General features: G+C 69.7%; 18 protein-coding genes and 1 tRNA gene. 8 read left to right on the top strand and 11 right to left on the bottom strand.

The features are described 5' to 3' along the window. Positions 1-4: 4 nt before the first annotated feature. Both VQ02_RS26065 and dusB read right to left on the bottom strand, forming a co-directional pair. Positions 5-1108, bottom strand: coding sequence for a two-component system sensor histidine kinase NtrB (locus tag VQ02_RS26065; RefSeq protein ID WP_048447153.1), 1104 nt, complete (start codon positions 1106-1108; stop codon positions 5-7). Between the two features lie 59 nt (positions 1109-1167). Beyond that, a complete protein-coding gene (gene dusB / locus VQ02_RS26060; RefSeq protein ID WP_083469465.1) occupies positions 1168-2259 on the bottom strand; it encodes a tRNA dihydrouridine synthase DusB in 1092 nt (363 codons plus the stop codon). Positions 2260-2914: 655 nt separating this feature from the next. On the opposite strand from dusB, the gene VQ02_RS26055 reads away from it, so the two are divergent. Both VQ02_RS26055 and VQ02_RS26050 read left to right on the top strand, forming a co-directional pair. Continuing rightward, positions 2915-4135, top strand: a complete 1221-nt coding sequence (locus VQ02_RS26055) for a bifunctional 2-C-methyl-D-erythritol 4-phosphate cytidylyltransferase/2-C-methyl-D-erythritol 2,4-cyclodiphosphate synthase (protein WP_048447163.1) — start codon at positions 2915-2917, stop codon at positions 4133-4135. Further along, a complete protein-coding gene (locus VQ02_RS26050; protein ID WP_048447152.1) occupies positions 4132-4632 on the top strand; it encodes a CinA family protein in 501 nt (166 codons plus the stop codon). Before VQ02_RS26055 ends, VQ02_RS26050 begins: the two co-directional genes overlap by 4 nt. Before the next feature lie 118 nt (positions 4633-4750). Here the strand turns inward: VQ02_RS26050 and VQ02_RS26045 are convergent, their stop codons facing one another. From VQ02_RS26045 to VQ02_RS34895, 5 genes are all read right to left on the bottom strand, one after another. Continuing rightward, a complete protein-coding gene (locus VQ02_RS26045) occupies positions 4751-5704 on the bottom strand; it encodes a bifunctional helix-turn-helix transcriptional regulator/GNAT family N-acetyltransferase (protein WP_048447151.1) in 954 nt (317 codons plus the stop codon). Between the two features lie 49 nt (positions 5705-5753). Then, positions 5754-6128, bottom strand: coding sequence for a response regulator (locus tag VQ02_RS26040; RefSeq protein WP_048447150.1), 375 nt, complete (start codon positions 6126-6128; stop codon positions 5754-5756). A gap of 4 nt (positions 6129-6132) precedes the next feature. Beyond that, on the bottom strand, positions 6133-7647 hold the full coding sequence (locus VQ02_RS26035) for an RAD55 family ATPase (protein ID WP_245239853.1): 1515 nt from the start codon (positions 7645-7647) through the stop codon (positions 6133-6135). A 45-nt stretch (positions 7648-7692) separates the two neighbouring features. Then, positions 7693-8487 carry a sensor histidine kinase gene (locus VQ02_RS26030; protein WP_048447148.1) on the bottom strand — a complete coding sequence of 265 codons (795 nt, stop codon included), beginning with the start codon at positions 8485-8487 and terminating at the stop codon, positions 7693-7695. Positions 8488-8686: 199 nt separating this feature from the next. Next, positions 8687-9193 (bottom strand): hypothetical protein, encoded by a 507-nt coding sequence (locus VQ02_RS34895; RefSeq protein WP_053080546.1) that lies wholly within the window; start codon positions 9191-9193, stop codon positions 8687-8689. 393 nt (positions 9194-9586) lie between these two features. Here VQ02_RS34895 and VQ02_RS26020 point away from each other — a divergent pair, with 393 nt between their 5' ends. From VQ02_RS26020 to VQ02_RS26015, 3 genes are all read left to right on the top strand, one after another. Continuing rightward, positions 9587-11236 carry an MFS transporter gene (locus tag VQ02_RS26020; RefSeq protein ID WP_048447161.1) on the top strand — a complete coding sequence of 550 codons (1650 nt, stop codon included), beginning with the start codon at positions 9587-9589 and terminating at the stop codon, positions 11234-11236. Positions 11237-11371: 135 nt separating this feature from the next. Continuing rightward, positions 11372-11560, top strand: a complete 189-nt coding sequence (locus VQ02_RS39430) for a DUF1330 domain-containing protein (protein WP_342447862.1) — start codon at positions 11372-11374, stop codon at positions 11558-11560. Positions 11561-11691: 131 nt separating this feature from the next. Continuing rightward, positions 11692-11769: transfer RNA gene (locus tag VQ02_RS26015), tRNA-Pro, on the top strand. Between the two features lie 142 nt (positions 11770-11911). Here the strand turns inward: VQ02_RS26015 and VQ02_RS26010 are convergent. Both VQ02_RS26010 and VQ02_RS26005 read right to left on the bottom strand, forming a co-directional pair. After that, positions 11912-12220, bottom strand: a complete 309-nt coding sequence (locus VQ02_RS26010) for a hypothetical protein (protein WP_048447147.1) — start codon at positions 12218-12220, stop codon at positions 11912-11914. A gap of 184 nt (positions 12221-12404) precedes the next feature. Then, positions 12405-12719, bottom strand: coding sequence for a hypothetical protein (locus tag VQ02_RS26005; protein WP_048447146.1), 315 nt, complete (start codon positions 12717-12719; stop codon positions 12405-12407). A gap of 262 nt (positions 12720-12981) precedes the next feature. Between VQ02_RS26005 and VQ02_RS37600 the strand changes: the two genes are divergently transcribed. The 3 genes from VQ02_RS37600 (at position 12982) to VQ02_RS37595 (ending at position 14351) form a co-directional block, all read left to right on the top strand. Further along, the gene (locus VQ02_RS37600; protein ID WP_157080822.1) at positions 12982-13308 is read left to right on the top strand and encodes a hypothetical protein; all 327 of its coding nucleotides are present in this window, start codon (positions 12982-12984) and stop codon (positions 13306-13308) included. Positions 13309-13563: 255 nt separating this feature from the next. After that, positions 13564-13899, top strand: a complete 336-nt coding sequence (locus tag VQ02_RS40090; protein WP_083469464.1) for a DUF4365 domain-containing protein — start codon at positions 13564-13566, stop codon at positions 13897-13899. Positions 13900-13994: 95 nt separating this feature from the next. After that, positions 13995-14351, top strand: coding sequence for a hypothetical protein (locus VQ02_RS37595; protein ID WP_157080821.1), 357 nt, complete (start codon positions 13995-13997; stop codon positions 14349-14351). A 124-nt stretch (positions 14352-14475) separates the two neighbouring features. Here the strand turns inward: VQ02_RS37595 and VQ02_RS37590 are convergent, their stop codons facing one another. Then, positions 14476-14790, bottom strand: a complete 315-nt coding sequence (locus VQ02_RS37590) for a hypothetical protein (protein ID WP_157080820.1) — start codon at positions 14788-14790, stop codon at positions 14476-14478. Positions 14791-14928: 138 nt separating this feature from the next. After that, positions 14929-15660, bottom strand: a complete 732-nt coding sequence (locus VQ02_RS26000; protein WP_048447160.1) for an SDR family NAD(P)-dependent oxidoreductase — start codon at positions 15658-15660, stop codon at positions 14929-14931. Between the last annotated feature and the right edge of the window lie 26 nt (positions 15661-15686).

Below are 15686 nucleotides of genomic sequence, written 5' to 3'. Positions count from 1 at the left end.
GCGCTCACTCGGTCTCGGCGGAGGATTCGCGCCCGTCGCGGGCGTGCGACATCGGCAGGAGGACCCGGAAGGTGGTACGGCGGGGGGCGGGGTCGCACTCGACGATGCCGCCGTGGTCGCCGACGATCTTGGCGACGAGCGCCAGGCCCAGGCCCGACCCTTGCGCCTTGGTGGTGACGAAGGGGTCGAACAGGTCCGGCAGCAGCTCGGCCGAGACGCCCGGGCCGTTGTCGCGGACGGCCACCTCGATCGGCAGGCTGACCCGCTCGCGCGAGCCCGGCACCTGCAGGCGCAGGCCGGTGCGGAAGGCGGTCGAGAGGATGATCTCGCCGTCGACCGCGTCGGCGCCGATCGCCTCGGCGGCGTTCTTGACGAGATTCAGGATGACCTGGATCAGCTGGTCGCGGTTGCCGAGCACCGGCGGCAGGGAGGGGTCGTAGTTCTCGACGAAGCGGATGTGGCGGGCGAAGCCCGACTGGGCCGAGCGCTTCACCTGGTCGAGCACGCCGTGGACGTTGACCGGGCCGCGCTCCACCGGGCGCTCGTCGCCGAACAGCTCCATCCGCTCGACGATGCGCACGATGCGGTCGGACTCGTCGCAGATCAGCCGGGTCAGGAGGCGGTCGTCCTCGGCGGCCGACTGCTCGAGGAGCTGGGCCGCGCCGCGGATGCCGGCGAGCGGGTTCTTGATCTCGTGGGCCAGCATCGCGCCGAGCGCCACCATCGAGCGGGCGGCGCCCCGGTGGGTGAGCTGGCGGTTCATCTTGTCGGCGATGGTGCGCTCCTGGAGCATCAGCACCACGAGGTCGTCGTCGAGATGGGTCGCGAACACGTCGACGCTGCGCTCGATCCCGGTGCGCGGCGAGGCGAGCTCGACCCGGTACTCGCTGACGCTGGCCCGGCGCCGGCGCACCTCGTTGACGAGGGCGATGATCGGCGAGGAGAACGGGATGATGTCGCGCAGGCGCTGGCGCTGCATCATCCGGCGCGAGTAGTCGAAGAAGTGCTCCGCCGCCATGTTGACCTGGAGGATGCGCTCGTCCGGGCCGATGGTCAGGACGGGCAGCGGCAGGGCGTTGATGATCATCTCGCTCGTCGGCGCGCTCATGGCCGGCGCCCTCCCGGGACAGGTGCGGGAGGCAGGGGGTGCGGACGCATCGCTCATCCTCATGCGGCCCGATGCTCGGGCCGTGCAGCCTGCTTCGCAGACCGGGCGGGCGAGCCCTCGAAGGCGCGCCGCAGCAGCCTCGACGCCTCGTCCGGGTCGGTGGTGGTGACGAGCCGGGCCCGCTCAGGCGCGGAGAGCCCGCCGGCATGGTCGGCGTAGGCGGCGAGGTGCTTGCGGGCGTGCCGCACGCCCATCCGGGTGCCGTAGAGGGCCAGCAGCCCGTCGTAGTGCTCGGCCGCCAGCTCCGCCCGCGCGCCCGAGTCCGGCGCCGCGGGCGTCTCCCCGGCCAGCCCCGCCGCGACGGCGCCGACGAGCCAGGGCCGCCCGACCGCCGCCCGCCCGATCATCACCGCGTCGGCGCCGGATTCCCGCAGGCAGGCCCGGGCGTCCTCGAGGCTCGCGACGTCGCCGTTGGCCACCACCGGGATCGTCACCGCGCGCGCCACGGCGCGGATCGCCGCCCAGTCGGCGCGGCCGGTGTAGAATTGCTGCCGGGTGCGGCCGTGCACCGTGACGGCGGCGTAGCCGAGCCGCTCGGCGCGGCGCGCCAGGTCGGGAGCGTTGCGGGTGGCGTCGTCCCAGCCGAGGCGCATCTTGACGGTGACCGGCACCGCCACCGCCGCCCGCACCGCCGCGAGCAGGCGCTCGGCGTGGTCGAGGTCGCGCATCAGGGCCGAGCCGGCCTGGCCGCCGGTGACCGCCTTGGCCGGGCAGCCCATGTTGACGTCGATCACGTCGGCGCCGTTGGCCTCGGCGAGGCGCGCTCCTTGCGCCATCCAGTGCGGATCGCAGCCGGCGAGCTGGACCACGTGGGGCAGCACGCCCTCGCCTTCCGCCCGCAGCCGGGCCTCCTCGGTGCCGCGGGCGAAGTCCTCCGCCGCCACCATCTCGGACACCGTCGCGGTCGCGCCGAGCCGGCGGGCGATGCGCCGCATGTGCAGGTCGGTCACGCCGGAGAGCGGCGCCAGCAGCGCCCCGCGGGCGAGCAATGCCGCGAGCGCGGGCGACGGCCCGCCGGAGGCCGGCAGGTCCGGCAGCGCTGCCAGGCTGGCCCCCGGCCCCTCGGCGCTCAAATAATGGTCAGTCGTCATTGTGCACAGCAAATAGCCAAAACCCGGCCGTACGCAAGCGCGTTCGGTCTTCGATCCCCGAATTGCCTGCGAATCGCCGCCGGACCGGTCCGCACCGGGGCGGCGGGCGCCTGGAGGGCGCCGGCGGACCCTCGCGCAGCATGGCGGCGCGGCGGCGGTGCGCGGCGGAGAGGCGGGCGGTGGGTGCCAGGATAGCGGGGCCTTGCGACGGAATGGAAGCCGCGCCGCCCGGTTCTCGCCGCGCCGCGGAAGAAATGAGAGCGGAGGTGGCCGGTCCGGGACGCGGCGGGTTCTCGCCTCGTCGGGCCCGATACGCGCGGCGGCGGTCCGAGGCCTGGGCGCGGGCCGTCCGATCTTGCCGGGGACTGTCATGCCGGCCCGCCTCGCTTGGCGCGAATGACGGCATTCGGGCGCCCGGCGGGGAGTCCATGCAGCCTGCGCAACTCCGGGCCGCCCGCCATGTGGGATACCCGCCATGTGGGATCATGGTCCTCGCCGAGCCGTGCGCCCGGGCCGTCGCCGCCCGGCGGGGGCGCCCCGCTCCCGTCAAGCGGTTCCCCGCCGGCACGGCCTTTCCCCGGGCGCATTTGCCTCCCCGGTCCGCCGCCGCTAAGGAGCGGACATTCCGGGAGCGACCATTTTGACCCTTCCCCAGATCGCCGCGGTGGTCGTCGCCGCGGGGCGCGGCATCCGCGTCGGCGGCGACACGCCCAAGCAATATCGCCGCGTCGGCGGCCAGGCGGTTCTGACCCGGACCCTGGCGGCCCTCGCCGCCCATCCGGGCGTCACGCGGATCCAGGTGGTGATCGCCGCCGACGCCGCCGCCTTCTACGACGAGTGCCTCGGTGACCTCGGGCCCGGGGCCCGGGGCAAGCTCGCGCGGCCGACCGAGGGCGGCGCCACCCGGCAGGCCTCGGTGCGGGCCGGGCTCGAGGCGCTGGCGCGCGACGGCGCGCCGGACCTGGTGCTGGTGCACGACGCCGCCCGTCCCTTCGTCGATGCAGGCCTGATCGACCGGGCGATCGACGCGGCGGAGCGGCACGGCGCCGCCGTGCCGGGCGTGCCGGTGAGCGACACGATCAAGGTCGTCGAGCCGGACGGGCGGGTGCGCGAGACCCCGAAGCGGGAAAGCTTGCGCGCGGTGCAGACCCCGCAGGCGTTCCGCTTCGCCGGCTTGCGGGCGGCGCACGGGCGCGCCGTCGCCGAGGGCCTCGACGGCTTCACCGACGACGGAGCGCTGGCCGAATGGGCCGGCCTGCCGGTGGCGGTCTTCCCCGGAGACCTGCGCAACCGCAAGATCACCCAGGCCGCCGACCTCGTCGAGGCGGACCGCGCCTTCTCGCCCGACACCGGCGCCGCTCAGGACGACCCTGCCATGACCCTTCTGACCCGCCTCGGCACCGGCTTCGACGTGCACGCCTTCACGGAGGGCGACCACGTGTGGCTCGGCGGCGTGCGCATTCCGGCCGATCGCGGCGTGCTCGCCCACTCGGACGGCGACGTGGTGCTGCACGCGCTCACCGACGCGATCCTGGGGGCGCTCGCCGACGGCGACATCGGCGTCCACTTCCCGCCGAGCGACCCGCGCTGGCGCGGCGCCTCCTCCGACCAGTTCCTGGCCGACGCGGTGCGGCGGGTGACCGAGCGCGGCGGCGTGATCGACCACCTCGACATCACGGTGCTCGCCGAGGCGCCGCGCATCGGCGCCCACCGCGAGGCGATCCGGGCCCGGATCGCCGAGATCGCCGGCGTGCCGCTCTCGGCGGTCTCGATCAAGGCGACGACGACCGAGAAGCTCGGCTTCGTCGGCCGGGCCGAGGGCCTGGCGGCCCAGGCCGCCGCCACCGTGCGGCTGCCCGCGGAGGCGCGCCCGTGATCGGCGATCCCGCCCTCGTCACCCGGGCGAGCGTGCTGATCGCCGCCTATCGCGAGCGCCAGCGCCGGGTCGTCACCGCCGAATCCTGCACCGGCGGCCTCGTCGCCGCCCTGCTCACCGAGGTGGCGGGCTCCTCGGCGGTGGTGGAGCGCGGCTTCGTCACCTACTCCAACGAGGCCAAGGCCGAGATCCTCGGCGTCGACTTCAACCTCATCTCGGCCCACGGCGCGGTGAGCGAGCCGGTGGCCCGGGCGATGGCCGAGGGAGCGCTGGCCCATTCCCGCGCCGACGTGGCGCTCGCGATCACGGGCATCGCCGGGCCCGGCGGCGCCACGCCCGCCAAGCCCGTGGGGCTCGTGCATTTCGGCCTCGTCGCCGCTGGCCGGGCGACCCGCCACATCGAGCGCCGCTACGGCGACCTCGGCCGCTCCGAGGTCCGGCGCTGCGCCGTCGAGGACGCGCTGGGCTTCCTGGAGATGGCGCTGGAGAAGGTGTGATACCGGTTCCGGACGACCCCTTCCGGCAGCGGTATCACAAGCCCGCGCGGCGAAGCTTCGCTTCGCACGCTTGGGCGAAGCCGACATCCCCATCGCGTATGGACGGCGCCCGCGCGCCTCACAGGTCCAGCACCCAGGTCTCCCCCATCAGGTCCTGCCCGAACGAGTGGTGCGGCGCGGATTCGACTAGGCGGAAGCCCGCCTGCGCGTAGATCCGGCGGGCTGCCGTGAGCACGTCGTTGGTCCAGAGCGTGAGCTGCCGATAGCCGCGCTCGCGGGCACCCGCGATGCAGGCCTCGGTGAGGCGCCGGCCGAGGCCCAGGCCCCTCGCCGCGGGCTCGACGTAGAGCAGGCGCAGCTTGGCGGCTCCCTCCGAGGCCGGTGCCAGGAACACGCTGCCCAGGATCTCGGGCCCCTGCTCGCCCTCCCGCTGGGCGATCCAGGCCCCGGCGCGGGCCGGGTCGAAGTCGCGCACGAACCCGGCCAGGATCTCGGCCACCAGAGCCTCGAAGCGGATGTCGAAGCCGTGCTCGGCGGCGTAGAGCACGCCTTGGCGGTGGGTGATCCAGCCGACGTCGCCCGGCCGCAGGCCGCGAAGGACGGCCGCGCCCTCGGCCAGCTCCCCGGACGGATCGCCGAGGAGGCGGCGCACCCGTGCCATCGCGCCGACGAGGGCCGCCCGGTCGGCGGCCGACAGCCGTTCCAGCAGGGCCCCGATCTCGGCCCGCGACGCCGCGTCGAGGGGTGCGAAGGCGGCCTGCCCGGCGGCGGTGAGCGCCAGGACCTGGCGCCGCCCGTCGCCGGCGGCGGGGCGGCGGGTCACCAGGCCCTGCGTCTCGAAGCGCTTGAGCAGGCGGCTGAGATAGCCCGCGTCGAGGCCGAGATCCTGGCCGAGGACCGAGGCGGTCAGCCCGTCCCGGTGAGCGAGCTCGTAGAGCACCCGCGCCTCGGTGAGCGAGAAGGCGCTGCGGTGCAACCCCTCCTCGAGGAGGCCGATCTGCCGGGTGTAGAACCGGCCGAAGGCCCGCACCGCCCCGACCATCGCCTCGTCGACCTCGCCGTCCCGCCGCATCGGCCCGCCTCCCGTCCGGGCGGCAGGATCGCCGAACAAGTTGACTCAGTCAATGATCGCCGTCGCGTCCCGCCAGCGTGGTCTCCACGAGGTCGCGCACCTGCTTGATCCGGAAGGGCTTGCGCAGGAAGGCGGCGTGGCTGCCGCAGCGCGCCCGCACGGTCTCCTCGGGCATCGAGCTCATCAGCACGACCGGGATGCCGCGCGTCTGCGGATCCGCCGCCAGGGCGGCCAGCATGGTGGGCCCGTCCATCACCGGCATCATGAAGTCCAGGAAGATCATGTCGGGCCGGCCTGCCGCGACGCGGGCGAGGCCCTGCCGGCCGTTGGCGGCGGTGACCACCGTGTGGCCGTCGTCGGCCAGGACCGCGTCCAGCAATTCGGCGATGCCGAACTCGTCGTCCACGATGAGCACCGTCGCCACGAGCCTATTCCCCGCCGCGGCTCGTGACGTCCCGGTCGGCCAGGATCGCCTCGGCCCGGTCCGGACCGCAATCGATCGCCAGGCCGCCCGGCCGGATGTCGAAGGCGCGCAGGCGGGGATCGATCTGGGAATCCCGGGCCTTGGCGACGGCGATGAGGCGGTGGAGGCCGGAGCGCAGGGCGACCGAGCGCATCAGCACCACGTTCTCGGCGACGCTGGAGGCCTGCCGCAGCGAGAAGGCGCCCGTGGGCTCATCGAGGAAGGTGCCGCGCAGGTCGGTTTCTCGGGTGTACATCGCCGTCACGCCCAGCGCCCTCAGCTCCGCCGTGAGGGCGGCGAAGATGCGGACGATCCGGTCCTGATCCCCTGCGATCCGGCACATCGCGTCCAGACCGTCGATGAACACGCGCCGGACGCCTCGGTTCCGGATCCGGCCGAGGAGGTCGGCGCAGATCTCGTCGATCAGCCCCTCGGTCGCCGGCTGCCACATCGTCCCGATCCGGCCGGTCTCGATCAGGCCGGCGGCCGGAAGCCGCAGCGCCCGCGCCTTGGCGAGGATCGCGGCCTCGCTCTCGTAGAAGCCGCAGAACAGGCCCGGCGCGTCCGGATCGGCGCCGAGGAACTGCAGGCCGAGCGTCGTCTTGCCGATGCCGGCCGGGCCGCCGAGCAGGGTGGTGGAGTGGTGCGGCAGGCCGCCGCCCAGCATCGCGTCGAGGGGGGCAAGCCCGGTGGTCAGGGCCGGGCCCTCGACGTGGTCGCGCCGGCTCGGCAGCCGCAGGCGCGCCTCGATGCGCGGGAAGACCCGGATCCCGTCGTCGGTGATGCGGAAGGCGTGGCGCCCGCGCAGGAAGCCGCTGCCGCGGAACTTGCGCACCTCGAGGTCGCGCTCGGCCCGCCTTCCGTAGAGCCGGCTCGACAGGGCGATCAGCCCGTCCACCATCGTGTGCTCGGCCGCCACCATGTCGGCCCCGGCCGAGGCGCTGGTGAGGAGGAGCGCGGTGGCGCCGGTCGCGGCGGCCTGGGTCTGCAATTCGTGGATGAAGGTCTTGAACTCGAGGGTCGAGGACGCCGTCTCCTCCGCCGCCACCAGGCCGTCGAGGACGAGGAGGGTCGCCTCCCGGGTGGCGGTCTCCCGGCGCAGCAGGGTCAGCAGGCCGGCCAGCCCCTCGTCCTGCAGGGTCCGGAAGGCGCTCAGGTAGGTGATCCGGTCGGGGATCAGCCCGGCTTCGAAGAAGCCGAGCGGCGCGATGTGGCCGAGCATCCGGGAATGGCTCTCGGCCAGCAGGGTGACGTACAGGGCCCGGTTCTCGGGCGAGGCGCCCGCATGCGTGGAGTGGGCAGGCGGGGCGCCCGCATGGGTGTAGCAGGCCTGGTTGCCGAAGATGGTCTTGCCCGAGCCCGGCGTGCCCTGGACGATGTAGACGCCGCCGCGGAACAGCCCGCCGCCGAGGATGTCGTCGAGGCCGGCGATCCCGGTCGGAACCCGCTCCAGCCCCCCGTAGGCACCGGCCTGTCCCATGCTCGGTCCCGTCCCCGTCATCCGTGCTCTCGGCTGCTGTTGTGTTCAGTCGTGGAGCGGCAGAGTTACCGTGAAGGTCGCGCCTTCGCCAGGGCGGCTGTGCACCGCCACGCCGCCGCCCATTGCCTCGGCCAGGCGGCGCACCAGCCACAGGCCGACCCCGAAGCCCGTCGGCGCCGTCCCCGGATCGGCCACCGCCCGCTCGAAGCGCTCGAAGATGCGGGCCTGGTCGGCCTCGCCGATCCCGATGCCGGTGTCGCTCACCCGGATCCGCGCCTCCGCGGCCTCGCGGTCCGCCGCGACGGTGATCGGGCCGGCATCGCCGTACTTGATCGCGTTGGTGATCAGGTTGTCGAGGATCTGGTCGAGGGCGAGGCGCTCGCAGGAGAGCACCAGGTCGTCCGGCACCGCCACCGTGATCGCGCTGCCGGCATGGGCGGCCATCGGGCTCAGGGACGCCACCACCTCGTCCACCACCTCGGCGAGGGTCACGGGGGCGGCCAGGAGGGCGAGCTGCCCGGTCTGCGCCCGGGAGACGTCGAGGAGCGTCGTCGCCCGGCGGACGTAGCGCTCGACGAGCCAGCGCAGCTGCACCAGCCCCTGGGCCACCCGTCCCTCCGGGGCTTCGCGCTCGACCGCGCCGACCAGGCGCTCGACCTGGCCGAGGATCGGCGTCATCGGGTTGCGCAGCTCGTGCGCCACGCCGGCCAGGAAGGCGTCGCGCTCGGCGAGCGCCCGCCGCAGGGCGGCGACCTCCCGGCGCAAGGCGGCGGCTTCGTCGGCGGCACCCGCCGGACCGACGGGCGGGATCTCGGCGAGGCTCGTCTCCGGTCCGCTCATGCGCCCGCCCGCCCGCTTCCGGCGGGAATCCGGCGGTGCAGCGTCGGCGGCGGGGGCGAGGTCGGCATCACCCGGTCGGCATAACAAATCATGCCCCGGCAGGCGAGCGCCCGCGACGCGCGCCCCGCGCATCATCCCGTGCCGGCTCCTGCGGGCAACTGTCGCGGTTCGGGGCCGGCGCGAGGAGGCGCTCCGGCGATCAGCGCCGCGGCGCCTCGACGGAGATCACCCGGGCGCCGCCAACCGGCCGCTCGCCCCCGTTGATGACGTAGAGCACGGGCTCGGCCCGGGGCTGGGGCGGGATGCCGGCGACGGTCGGGATGCCGTAGGTGCCCTCGCCCCAGGCGGAGGGCACGAGCTCGCTCGGGCGCGGCAGCTTGAAGTAGGGCTCGGCGACGAGGCCCGGCTCCAGCGCGCCGCCGGCCCCGTAGACGCCGAGGGGGCCGGCGAAGGTGGTGCCGCCATAGGCCGCGAACCGCCGGCCCCGAAAATCTCTGCCCGTGAACGCCCCGCCCCGGCCGTGCCGCCCGCGGACGTCGTAGACGGCGGCGCGGCCGCGATGGACTGGCTCGAAGCGGGGGCGCCCGGCCGGCCCGACGGCGCCCGGGCCGGCCGGCCCGGCGCCGGCGCCGCGCAGCGGCTGCGCCTGCGCACCGGCGCTCGCCAGGGTGGCGGCGAGGGTGAGGACGATCAGGTCGCGACGCATGGCTTGTCTTCCCGGCTCCCGGCGATCTCGAGGGCTCAATGCCGGGCCGCCATCCTCGTTCCCGCGGGAGGAGCGCGCCAGCCGTGGCAGAGTGCGCACGCCCCCGACGGAAGTCTCACGACCTAAGTCTCACGACGAATTGTCGGATGGGCCGCGGGGCACGGCTGGCTTAACGATTCGTGTCAGCGGCGGATCACGCGCGAGCGGGTGGTTTCAATCCCCTCGCCCGGCCGAAGCGCCGCCGGACACCCTGTTCACGAGCCAACGCGACGGTCCCGACGCGGCGAAGATCCGCGCGGACGACGCGTGCCGTTCTCACAGGAACGCTCAAGGAGGAAACACCCCATGGCAAGCTCAGCCGCCCTCGGGCAAGCCGGCGACGCCGCGCGCCCGATGACGAAGGAGGAGAAGAAGGTCATCCTGGCCTCCTCCCTCGGCACCGTCTTCGAGTGGTACGACTTCTACCTCTACGGCTCACTCGCCGGCATCATCGGCGCGCAGTTCTTCTCGTCCTACCCGCCGGCGACCCGGGACATCTTCGCGCTGCTCGCCTTCGCGGCAGGCTTCCTGGTGCGGCCGTTCGGCGCCCTGGTGTTCGGGCGCGTCGGCGACATCGTCGGGCGCAAGTACACCTTCCTCGTCACCATCCTGCTGATGGGCCTGTCGACCTTCATCGTCGGCATCCTTCCCAACGCCGCCCAGATCGGCATCGCGGCGCCGATCATCCTGATCATCCTGCGCCTCGCGCAAGGGCTGGCGCTGGGCGGCGAGTACGGCGGCGCCGCGACCTACGTCGCCGAGCACGCCCCGCACGGCCGGCGCGGCTTCTACACCAGCTGGATCCAGACCACGGCGACGCTCGGCCTGTTCCTGTCGCTGATCGTGATCCTGACGGTGCGGACCATCACCGGCGAGGCGGCCTTCGCCGAGTGGGGCTGGCGCATCCCGTTCCTGGTCTCGGTGCTGCTCCTCGGCATCTCGCTCTGGATCCGGCTCCAGCTCAACGAATCGCCGGCCTTCCAGCGCATGAAGGAGGAGGGCAAGACCTCGAAGGCCCCCCTCACCGAGGCCTTCGGCCAGTGGGGCAACGCCAAGATCGCCCTCATCGCGCTCCTCGGCCTCGTCGCCGGCCAGGGCGTGGTCTGGTACACCGGGCAGTTCTACGCCCTGTTCTTCCTGCAATCGATCCTGAAGGTCGACGGCTACACGGCCAACCTGCTCATCGCCTGGGCGCTGCTGCTCGGCACCGGCTTCTTCGTGGTGTTCGGCTGGCTCTCGGACAAGATCGGCCGCAAGCCGATCATCCTGGCCGGCTGCCTGATCGCCGCCTTGAGCTTCTTCCCGGTGTTCAAGCAGATCACCACGCTGGCGAACCCCGCCCTCGAGAAGGCGATCGAGAACGTGAAGGTGACCGTGGTGGCCGACCCGGCCCAGTGCGGCAACCTGTTCAACCCCGTCGGCACCCGGGTGTTCTCGGCGCCCTGCGACCTCGCCCGCGACTACCTCGCCAAGTCCTCGGTGCGCTACGCCACGGAGGCCGGGGCCGCCGGCCAGCCGACGGTGGTGCGCATCAACGGCACCGAGGTCCCGTTCGCGAACGGCACCCCGACGGCGGAGTTCGGCAAGGCCGCGACGGCGGCGCTCCAGGCCGCCGGCTACCCGAAGGCCGGCGACGCCCAGGTGGTCAAGATGTCGAACCCGTTCGACATCTTCCGGCCGCAGGTGGCGGGCGTGATCGGGCTGCTGTTCGTCCTCGTGCTCTTCGTCACGATGGTCTACGGCCCGATCGCCGCGGCCCTGGTCGAGCTCTTCCCGACCCGGATCCGCTACACCTCGATGTCCCTGCCCTACCACATCGGCAACGGCTGGTTCGGCGGCCTCCTGCCCGCCACCGCCTTCGCGATGGTGGCCCAGACCGGCGACATCTACTACGGCCTCTGGTACCCGATCGTCATCGCCCTGATGACCTTCGTCCTCGGCCTGCTGTTCGTGCCCGAGACCAAGGACCGGGACATCTTCGACGAGCGCGACACCGCGCACTGAACAGAGGATGACGTCATGAGAGGGGCGCCCGCGGCGGAGGCCGCGGGCGCCCTTTCTTCGTATGCGCCCAGTACGGGCGCGTTCTTGAGGGCGAGTGTCCATCCGTGAGCTGGTCACGGCGAGCGAAGCCCAACCATTTCCTTCGGCGGCTGCTTCCTCATCCACGACGCCCGCCCCGAGCCGCTCGAGGGCGGTTTCCCCGGCCACCTCGTTATCATCGCCTTCCCGGACCGCGCGCGGGTCCGAGCCTGGTACGACCTTCCCCTGCCTACCAGGCGATCCTGTCTCTGCGCCTTGCGCATTCTGATGGGATCGCCTTCCTGATCAAGGGCGTCTCGCCGGCGTCCCCGCCGGCCACCGCGGCCCCGACGCCCTCGATGCGTGAGCCGCCGGCACGGAGGGGGCTTGCGCGCGGATGAGCGCGGCGCTAATACCCCGCTCGCCCGTTGGGGCGTCGGAGCGTAGCGCAGCCCGGTTAGCGCACTAGTCTGGGGGACTAGGGGTCGGAGGTTCGAATCCTCTCGCTCCGACCATTACAAATCAAGCACTTAGCCGGGGATGCATGTGCTTGTGGCTTACCAGAAAATCGGGTTGGTAAGCAGATAGTAAGCCAGCATCGTCGATTTGGGATGCGCCAGGCGAAGGCGGATCACTCCCTGCCGCTCAGGCACGGCTTCAAGCAGTCAGACGCTCCCGACCGACCCGCAGCACTGCGACCACCACATCCTGTCGGCGCGCGGCTGCCTCGAGCGCCATCAGGTCGACGCCACAGGCCTCGAACGTGCCGGCCACCAGCGCCTCGCACCACCGGGCCTCGCCCTCGCCGATGCCGTCTTCGTCTGGGTCGCCGATCACCCGGTACAGGGCCGCCTCGAGGTCCAAGCCGCCACCGCATTGGCGGCTCCAGATGCCGGGCGCGGCGTAGAGGGCGAGCAGGGCGTCCAGCACCTCGGCCGCCGAGGGCGGGGCGAGGTCCGCGACCACAGCGACGCGGTTGTCCCATTCCCAATCGGCCTGGCTATGTGGGGGGCTCCTTTCGACCCCGAGCAGACTTACATCGCTTGCAGCTCGAACGTCCGCTAGGGGTCAGAGGCACCGGCGAAGCGGGCATGGGCTAAAGTTTAGCCTTTCGGCCGTGAAGCTGATCAAGGCCGATCGTGCAGGGCCCTCAGAGCAAGGTGAAGTCGCGTGGGTTTTCCAGGCGCCAAAATCGGCCCGGCGGCTTGAGCTCACCGTGGATCGAGACCATGCGCCCGGTCTTGTGGGCGTCGACCGCGTGCAGGTACTCCTCCGGCGGCAGCGAGACGCGCACTCGGATCAGGCCGTGCTCCTCGCTGACCCATTCGACGATGACGTCCTGCGTCCCCGAGATACTATAGAGGTCGGAGGGGTTCTCGTTCGAGTGGAGCGTGCGGATCAGGCCGACGATCGTGCGCCGCCGCTCGTCGTCGGAGTGGCGCAGAGCCTTGGCCGCCTCGGGCATGATCTCGGCCGAGAGAGCGTGCCGGATCTCGAACGAGGGGGGCTGCCCCGACGTCCTCGGGCACGCCCCACTCGGGTGAGAACACGATATCGATCCGCACCTCGCCGGCGTGTGGGACCTCGACCAGCGCGGCGAGCTCCTCGCAGGCATTGGCGTTCAGCCCCGCCTCGTAGCCCCGCACACCTAGGCTTCATACATGTATTTAGCTGAGGTATAAAAAAGCCCGCAGTTAAGCGGGCGAAACGGTCAATGGGAGGTTGAAATGCTTCCAAAATCATTGCTGATCGTAGCTGCGACTACCGGGATGCTTACCGAAGCAACAGCAAAGAGATGTGAGAATTTCACTGGCACATATGGTGTTTATGCCGTCGGCAGCGGCAAGGCCAACGCCGATTGTAGAGGTGCGCCTTATCCCTGTATACTGCACAACAACCAAGGCAGAGCCGAACTACTGCCCGATCGGAAAAATATTCACAGATGGATTGTGAACCCCTTGGACGAACACTGGGCAAAATTGATTGCAGTTGATCATAATAACTGTAAAGAAATCGTATTCAGCAATGGAACGATATGGAAGATGGAAAAATGAACGGAGTTATCGCATAAAAAGTGCCCCGCCTTGCTTGGGTAGGGCACTGAAGATTGAAGCTTAGTTGGTGATCGCAGGAACTTCCTTCGTGATATGGGTCGACCGTTCAAGGGACTTTGGCCGGGCCCAGCAGGAGGCTTTTGGTGCTTCATCAGGTATTTAGCTGGGCGCGGTCATGTGCCACCGCTTGTGCTCATCAGCCTGCCGCCATAGGTAATTGTGAGAGTGTGCGCCTGAGACCGTAGGGGAGCATGGCTGAATGTTGGGTATATCGTCTCAAAAGTTGGGTACGCTTTCGACGTCCCCAGCAACGATTACGGCTTTGACGGTCAAATCACGACCTTCAGACCTAACGCCGAAATTGAGAGCGAATATATAAATGTTCAGCTCAAAGCCACAGATGGCATAAAAATACTAGATAACGGTCAGATATCCTTCTCGCTCGACATGAATGATATCAATGCTTGGCTCGAAAACTTCTTTCCTGTCGTGTTGGTCGTGTTCGACGCTCAGAATGAGAGAGGATATTACATCATCATTCAGGAATATTTCAAGATGAAACCGATGACTGCAAATGAAACTAAACAATGATCGCTGACTGTTCGTATAGATCCGAAAGCATTCGTAGACGAAGATGCCATCCGTTTCTGGAGAGACATTAAACAGCAATATAAGGAGGCTTTGAGATGATGGGCGTACCCACCAAGCGGGTTATTGATGTGCTGGGTGAACTGGGCTTTGAGAAGAAGAAGTCCAATTCAAGCCATGCCCTTTACACGCATAAAGCCGGCGCGAGCGTATCTATCCCTTATAAGGATCCGAAGATTTCGCCTAGCCACCTCATGGCAATTGGGCGTCAGGTCTCAGGCTTTGGCGTCATCTCGTCCAACGATTTCGAGGATAAGATTAGAAAGCAAGTCGAAGCCAAAAAGCGTGAACCACGTCTCATGCATGGGTTGCATCTAAGGACGCTTTCTCCTGATGTAATCGTATATGATGGCTCCGATGGAAAAAGAAAAAGAGTCATGATCAAGAAAGGATAAACTGGTAAGAAAGTATCGCTTGGGGCAAATACTAGAATGTATACAAATAGTGGCGTACTTATAATTGGGGAAGATCTAAAACCGCGGCCGGTCCATCACAATCGGAAGAAGTAGGTGGGTTGCGTCACTTGATGATCGCGGAAATGTCCTTCGCGACGCCGTTCACCCGTTCGAGGATCTTCGCCCTGGGGGGTTCGTCCCCGTCGAGGCGAAGGAAGCCGGCGTAGACCACCCCCAGTGGGGTTGCCCCGTCCGCGCTCTGTATAGGGCAGGCGGCGAGATAGCGCGTCCTTCGCTCCGCCAGGCGGGCCCGCAGCAGGCTCGACCGAAGCTTGTCCTTCTCAAACCAGGCGCATGCCGGCGTATAAGGCTGATCGAAGGTCTGGAAGTGGCGCGGTCCGGCCGCTCGACATTCATCCGGCGAACCGCCGTTTTCCACCCATTGCGGCGGTTCGGACGGTCAGCTTCCAGGCAGTTGATCTGACAGTGCCGGACGACAGAGTGGAGTAGTTTTGCAGCGGCCCGCTTTTAGATGCGGGCCCACCGAAGCGGACACGCTGTCACCTTTATCGAAAAGCTAGATTTGTCGCATTCCGCCATCGACGCACAGTTCGGCTCCCGCGACAAAGCTCGCCTCGTCGCTCAGCAGGAACAACGTGGCCGCCGCCACCTCCTCCGGACGCGCCATGCGGCCGAGCGGGATCGGCGCGATCAGCGCGGCCCGCCCCTCCTCCGGCACGCTCGCCATCATGGCGGTGTCTGTTGGGCCTGGGGCCACTACGTTCACGCGGATGCCGTGCGGGGCCAGTTCTGCTGTCCATGTGCGCGCGTAGGAACGTAGCGCCGCCTTCGTCGCCGCATATGTCCCGTAGGGCGTGATGCCTGCGGCGTCCGCGATCGACCCCATTAGCACGACGGACCCACCCCGCTCCATCGCGCTCAGAGCCGCCTGCAGCCCGAAGACGGCCCCACGGACGTTGACCGCAAAGTGCCGGTCGAAATGCTCGGGTGTCCCGTCGCGCAGGGTCGCCGGTTCTGAGATGCCCGCGTTGAGGACCAGCGCGTCGATACGGCCACGTGTCTCCCGTACCGTTGCCACGACCCGGTGCAAATCTTCTCGTAGGGCTGCATCTGCAACGAGACCTTGCGCACCGCGTCCGATCCTCGCTGCGGCTGCGTCGACCTCGTCGGCGTGCCGCCCGGTGAGGACAACCGACGCGCCCTCGACTGCCAGCCGCTCGGCGACCGCAAGGCCGATGCCCTTCGCCCCGCCGACCACGAGCGCAACCTTGTCCACCATGCGAGCCATCACGGCACTGATCCTCCCCCGTTTTC

It is taken from the genome of Methylobacterium variabile (assembly GCF_001043975.1).
GTDB classification, from domain to species: domain Bacteria; phylum Pseudomonadota; class Alphaproteobacteria; order Rhizobiales; family Beijerinckiaceae; genus Methylobacterium; species Methylobacterium variabile.
The sequence above is the reverse complement of the archived record's forward strand: the minus strand, read 5'-3'. Positions and strand labels throughout refer to the sequence as shown.